This is a genomic window from Kocuria himachalensis, from assembly GCF_054784195.1.
The window spans coordinates 1-4,921 of record NZ_BAAGPL010000003.1 but is presented as its reverse complement, the minus strand read 5'-3'; the positions used below and the strand labels follow the sequence as shown (position 1 = coordinate 4,921).

General features: G+C 70.5%; 5 protein-coding genes and 1 pseudogene. 2 read left to right on the top strand and 4 right to left on the bottom strand.

Annotated features, from left to right (window positions below):
* Nucleotides 1-34: 34 nt before the first annotated feature.
* From ACYVM4_RS01785 to ACYVM4_RS01770, 4 genes are read right to left on the bottom strand one after another with little or no spacing between them, the layout of a single operon-like run.
* Nucleotides 35-439, bottom strand: a complete 405-nt coding sequence (locus ACYVM4_RS01785) for a universal stress protein (protein WP_368823282.1) — start codon at nucleotides 437-439, stop codon at nucleotides 35-37.
* Entirely contained in the window at nucleotides 436-1,989 is a 1,554-nt protein-coding gene (locus ACYVM4_RS01780) for a tripartite tricarboxylate transporter permease (RefSeq protein WP_368823283.1), read from the bottom strand. The genes ACYVM4_RS01785 and ACYVM4_RS01780 overlap by 4 nt, the downstream gene beginning before the upstream one ends.
* A 42-nt stretch (nucleotides 1,990-2,031) precedes the next feature.
* The gene (locus ACYVM4_RS01775) at nucleotides 2,032-2,592 is read right to left on the bottom strand and encodes a tripartite tricarboxylate transporter TctB family protein (protein ID WP_368823285.1); all 561 of its coding nucleotides are present in this window, start codon (nucleotides 2,590-2,592) and stop codon (nucleotides 2,032-2,034) included.
* Nucleotides 2,593-2,637: 45 nt separating this feature from the next.
* A complete protein-coding gene (locus ACYVM4_RS01770) occupies nucleotides 2,638-3,639 on the bottom strand; it encodes a tripartite tricarboxylate transporter substrate binding protein (RefSeq protein ID WP_460667454.1) in 1,002 nt (333 codons plus the stop codon).
* A 164-nt stretch (nucleotides 3,640-3,803) separates the two neighbouring features.
* On the opposite strand from ACYVM4_RS01770, the gene ACYVM4_RS01765 reads away from it, so the two are divergent.
* Both ACYVM4_RS01765 and ACYVM4_RS01760 read left to right on the top strand, forming a co-directional pair.
* The gene (locus ACYVM4_RS01765) at nucleotides 3,804-4,688 is read left to right on the top strand and encodes a LysR family transcriptional regulator (protein WP_368823288.1); all 885 of its coding nucleotides are present in this window, start codon (nucleotides 3,804-3,806) and stop codon (nucleotides 4,686-4,688) included.
* A gap of 135 nt (nucleotides 4,689-4,823) precedes the next feature.
* A pseudogene (locus ACYVM4_RS01760) lies at nucleotides 4,824-4,921 on the top strand (5-dehydro-4-deoxyglucarate dehydratase); the annotation flags it as partial.

Genomic DNA, 4,921 nt, shown 5'->3' with positions numbered 1-4,921 from the left:
CGGACGCGGCGCCTCGTGCCTGCCGGGCGACGGCTCAGAGGTGCGCCTCCCCGGCCTTCACCGCCAGGACCGGCCGGTCGGACTGCAGGAGGATCCGCTGGGCGTGCGAGCCCATGATGAACTTCCCCACCTGGGAGCGCTGGCGCAGGCCGATGACGATCCGGGACACGTCGTGCTCGCGGGCGAGGTCGAGGATCTCCTGGGCGAGGTCGTCCCGGTGGGACGGCTGCAGCACGGTGTGCGGGACGCCGGCGGACTCGGCGGCCGAGGTGACGCGGCGCAGGTCGTCGTCGGAGGCGACCGACCTGTCCGCCAGGGCGCCCTCGCGCACGGAGTTCACGATCAGCAGCCGTTCCCCCCGCAGCCGGGCCTCCTCGATGGCGGCCTGGACGGCGGCCTCGCCGACGGGAGTGGGGACGTAACCGACGAGGATGCTCATGAGTTCTCCTTGACAGGGGTGCGGTCGGAGACCTCGTCGGCCGGCCCCGTGGGGGACGGACGGGAGGTCCTGCGACGGCGGAGGGCGGACTGGATGACGGGCAGCACTGCGACCAGCACGAACAGCAGCAGCAGGGTCGCCGATATGGGACGGGTGAAGAACCCGGTGACATCCCCCTCGAAGACGAGCAGGGAGCGGCGCAGACTCGACTCGAGGAGGGAGCCGAGGACGAACGCCAGCACCAGCGGGCCGGGCTCGAAGCCGAACTTCTTCATGAGGTAGCCGATGGCGCCGAAGACCACGACCAGGGTGACGTCGAACATCGAGTTGTTGATCGTGTAGGCGCCCAGCAGGGTGATCAGGGCGGTGATGGGCCCGAGGATCGCCGCGCGCACCCGCAGGATGCGGACGAAGACCCCGATGAGGGGGATCGACATGATCAGCAGCAGGATGTTGCCGATGTACATCGAGTTGACCACGCCCCAGAACAGCTCGGGGTTCTGCTGGACCAGCTGCGGTCCCGGGGTGACGCCCTGGATGAGCAGGGCGCCGAACATCAGGGCCATCGTGGCGTTGGCCGGGATCCCCAGGGTGAGCAGGGGGATGAAGGAGCTGGTGGCCGCCGCGTTGTTGGCGGTCTCCGGCCCGGCGACGCCCTCGATGGCGCCCCTGCCGAAGCGCTCGGGCTGCTTCGCCCGCTTCTTCTCCATGGCGTAGGCGGCCATCGAGGAGATCGTGGCGCCGCCGCCGGGGAGGATGCCCAGGAAGAAGCCCAGGACCGAGCCGCGGCCGATGGCGCCGGAGGCCTGCCGGAGGTCGGCCCGGGACGGCCACACGTTCGAGACGCTGGCGGGCGCCTTGGCCGCGCGGTGGCGCTCCTCGAGGTTGTGGAGGATCTCGCCCAGGCCGAAGAGACCCATGGCGACGGGCACGAAGTCGATGCCGTCCGCCATGTTGACGCTCCCGAAGGTGAACCGCTCACCGCCGGTGAAGACGTCCCGTCCCACGGTGGCCAGCAGCAGCCCGAAGCACGCGGCGATCAGCGCCTTGGACTTGTTGCCGTTGCTGATGGTGGCGACGAGCAGGATGCCGAGCAGGGCGAGCGCGGTGTACTCGGGCGGCCCGAAGTCGAGGGCGAACCCGGCGACGAGCGGGGCCAGGAAGGTGAGCCCGACGATGGCGACGGTCCCGCCGATGAAGGAGCCGATGGCGGCGATGCCGAGCGCCGTCCCCGCCCGGCCCTGCTTGGCCATCACGTAGCCGTCGAAGACGGTGACCACGGAGCTGGCCTCGCCGGGCAGCCGGAGCAGCACGGAGGTGATGGTCCCGCCGTACTGGGCCCCGTAGAAGATGCCGGCCAGCATGATGATGGCCGTCACCGGCTCCACGCCGTAGGTCAGGGGCAGCAGGATCGCGATGGTCGCGGCGGGGCCCAGGCCGGGCAGCACGCCGATCAGCATGCCGATGGTCACGCCCAGGAGGCAGTACAGGAGATTGGTGGGCTCCAGGACGACGGCGAAGCCGTCCAGGGCCGGTTGCAGGAAGTCCATGCGGAAGCCTTTGGGTCGAGGGCCGTGCGGAGTCGCGGGCCGTCAGAACAGGTGCGGGATGGTGGTGCCGAGACCCAGGATGAAGATCGCGTAGAAGACGACGACGACGAGCACGGAGTACAGCGTGGCCGAGCGCCACGTCTCGCCGCCGAGGAACTTCATCCAGATGAAGCACAGGACCAGGGAGGGGATCTCGAACCCGATCACGGGCATGAGCAGGACCATCCCCACGAACGTGAGGAAGCCGACGACGGGGAGCAGCGACTGGCGGGTGAACCGCTCGCCGTCCCCTCCGCGCCGCCCGAGGACGAGCTGGGCGAGGCACAGGGCCACGGCCACGACGGCGACCACGAACGGCCACATCCCCGGGTCCGGCTGCTGCGGCGTGCCGAGGCCCATGCGCAGGGCCAGCACGGCGGCCACGACGGCCAGGGCCGTGACGACCAGCGTCGCCGCGGTGCCGGCGAGCGGCCCGGCCGGCGGCGGCCCCTCCGCCTCCCACCGGGCGGCGAGCTGCTCCGGGGTGAGCTCGTCCGCTGCCGCGTCGTCGTCGAGGAGGACGTCGGCGACCGACGTGGGGTCGTCCGTGCGGGGCTGGTTCATGGTGGCGCTCCTGGGACCGGGGATCGTCGTGGTGGGCACGCGGGGCTACTCGGAGAGGGAGATGTCGTGCTCCTCGACGAGCTGCGCGTAGCGCTCGGCGAGCTCCGCCCACTCGGCCTCGACCTCCTCGCCGGAGATCTCGTGGGGGGTCAGCAGGTTCTGCTCGTTGAACTCCCGGTACGCGTCCGTGGCCACGGCGGCGTCGAAGGCCTCGACCAGCCGGTCCTTGACCTCCTGCGGCGTGCCGTTCGGGGCGGCGACGGCCCGGTACTGGGCCACGGGCACGTCGTAGCCGGACTCGACCGCGGTCGGGACCTCCGGCAGGAACTCGTTGCGCTCCTCCGAGAAGACGACGACGGGCACGACCTCACCGGCGTCGATCTGCGGCTTGGCCTCGCCCAGCTGGACGGTGGCCACCTGCACCTGGTCGCCGAGCACGGCGGTGAGGGCCGGGGACCCGGAGTCGAAGGGCACCTCGGTGCCGGTGATGTCCGCCTGCTCGAACAGGATCGTCTGGGCCAGCTGGGAGCCGGTGCCGACACCGGTGGTCCCGTAGCTGAACCCGCCCGAGTTCGCCTTCACGTCCTCGAGGGTCTTCATCCCGGAGGCCTTGCTGGCGACCATGACGTAGTCGTCCTGGGACAGGCCCTTGAGGACCTCGACGTCGTCCAGGGACACGGCCTCCTCCTCGCCCACGGCGAGCGGGGTGATGGTGATCAGGGACGCGTTGAGCAGCACGAGGTTGTAGCCGTCGGCGGCGGCGCCGGCCACTTCCTGGGTGGCCAGGGCACCGTTGGCGCCGGGCTTGTTCACGACCGGCACGGCCACGCCGAGATCCTCCGAGGCCCCGTCGGCCAGGGCCCGGGCGATGAGGTCGGTGGAACCGCCGGCGGCCTGACCGACCGTCAGGGTGATGGGGTCCGTGGGGAAGTCCTCCCCCGAAGCACCGGCAGCGCCGCCGACGTTGCCGCCGCAGGCCGAGAGCGTGAGCAGCGTGGTCGCCGCGGTGGCGCCGAGCAGGACCTGGCGGAACGGTGTCTTGTGCATGGCATCTCCTGGGAACGAGAGGAACTGGGGGCCGCCCGGCCGCACCGCCGGAGGACGTGTCGATCTGTGAGTGCGATCACAGGTGACGTGAGCCCCGAGCCTAGAAAGAGAATATGATGCCTGTCCAAGCCAATTCGTGCATTGAGTAATACCCGAAGGACATGATGTTCACACTCGACCAGGCACGCAGCTTCATCGCCGTCGCGGAAGAGCTGCACTTCGGCCGCGCCGCCGTGCGGCTCAACATGACGCAGCCCCCCTTGAGCCGCCAGATCCAGAAGCTGGAGAAGACGGTGGGGGTGGAGCTGCTCGAGCGGGACAACCGCCGGGTGGCACTCACCTCCGCCGGCCGCGCGTTCCTGGCCGAGGCCCGCAAGCTGGTCGCGGCCGCGGACCGGGCGCCGCTGCTGGCGCGCCGGATCGCCGCCGGGCGCTCGGGGGTGCTGCGGATCGGCTTCACCGCCGCCTCCGGGTTCAGCCTGCTGGGACCGCTGCTCAGCGAGATCGAGCAGGTGCTGCCGGACGTCGACGTCGACCTGCAGGAGCTGGTGACCGGGGAGCAGCTGCAGGCCCTGGAGAACGGCGACCTCGACCTGGGGCTGGCCCGGCCGCCCTTCGACACCGAGCTCTTCGAGTCGCAGCTGCTGCTCGCCGAGGACCTCTACGTCGCCGTCCCGGCCGACCACCCGCTGAGCGCGCTCAGGCGTCCCGTCACGTCGGCCGACCTCAAGGAGGTGCCGCTGATCATGCACTCCCCCACCAAGGCGCGGTACTTCTACGACCACGTGGTGCGGCTCGTGGAGGTGGAGCACCGCAACGTCGTCCACACCGTCAGCCAGGTCCTCACCATGGTGGCGCTCGTGGCCGCCGGGCGCGGGGTTGCCTTCGTCCCGGAGTCCGCCCGCCTCCTCGGCATCGAGGGCGTCGCCTACCTCCGGCTGGCCAGCGGGTCCGCGGGGAGCGTCGAGCTGCACGCCCTCTGGGACCGCACGTCGAAGAACCCCGCCCTGCACCATCTCCTCGAGCTGCTGCGCACCCAGCCGCACTGACCCCGCTCCATCGATGCCTTCAGGGCATGACTCCATTCAAAAACGGGCTTGGACAGGCATCGTACGGCGTCCCTAGGGTGAGACGTGATTCACAGGCAGAACGCCTCACCTCGACCCATGCGAAGGACGACGACCGTGGCCACACACACGCCCCAGGAACTGGCGGACCAGCTCAAGGACGGCCTGCTGTCCTTCCCCGTCACCGCCTTCGACGCCGACCTGCTCTTCGACGA

Coding starts and splice junctions, on each gene's coding strand:
- ACYVM4_RS01780 (WP_368823283.1), bottom strand. CDS start 1,989: ATGGACTTCCTGCAACCGGCCCTGGACGGCTTCGCCGTCGTCCTGGAG.
- ACYVM4_RS01775 (WP_368823285.1), bottom strand. CDS start 2,592: ATGAACCAGCCCCGCACGGACGACCCCACGTCGGTCGCCGACGTCCTC.
- ACYVM4_RS01765 (WP_368823288.1), top strand. CDS start 3,804: ATGTTCACACTCGACCAGGCACGCAGCTTCATCGCCGTCGCGGAAGAG.
- ACYVM4_RS01785 (WP_368823282.1), bottom strand. CDS start 439: ATGAGCATCCTCGTCGGTTACGTCCCCACTCCCGTCGGCGAGGCCGCC.
- ACYVM4_RS01770 (WP_460667454.1), bottom strand. CDS start 3,639: ATGCACAAGACACCGTTCCGCCAGGTCCTGCTCGGCGCCACCGCGGCG.